Origin of the sequence: Acinetobacter sp. ANC 3929 (genome assembly GCF_000369405.1) — a bacterium.
Taxonomy (GTDB): domain Bacteria; phylum Pseudomonadota; class Gammaproteobacteria; order Pseudomonadales; family Moraxellaceae; genus Acinetobacter.
In genome coordinates, this window is sequence record NZ_KB849999.1 from 476,837 (window position 1) to 477,371 (window position 535).

The window sequence follows — 535 nt, forward strand, 5'->3', positions numbered from 1 at the left end:
ATTAATTATTATATAAATTGACTTAATTAACAAATTGTTAGGTGTAATTACGTACAGAGAAGTTCATTATTATGAATCAATCATCCTATCTTATGAGTAATAATCAAACACCTGCTTTAGCACATGAATACTTAACACAAGTACCTGAACACTTTCTAAATCAGCAGACTGAAATAACTGATACTGATTCATCTAATCAGCCCATTCAGATTACAGCACCATTGGAAGAGCAACAGTCTTTACTCAATTCAATGTATGAAGAATGCTTCAATGCAGCAGACGATCAGCATTCAAGCTCATTGGCATTGGATTACTTATTAGATTTCAACACTGAATATAACCAATATGAAATTCGATCAAATCCTGAAGCTGAGAAAATATTCTCAGAAATTGAATTAGTAAAACAAATCTTAAAACACAACTATGTGCAGGCTTATCGTAAGATCAAAGGCACTCTGTATCATGGATGGTATGAGCCTATTGATAAAAAATTCATTGAATTATTAAAGCAAATACTCATCCAAGGGTTTGATCC

Annotated in this window: 1 pseudogene; it reads left to right on the forward strand. The window is 32.0% G+C overall.

The features are described from left to right. Positions 1 to 71 precede the first annotated feature (71 nt). Positions 72 to 535 (forward strand): annotated as a pseudogene (locus F909_RS10585) (hypothetical protein); the annotation flags it as partial.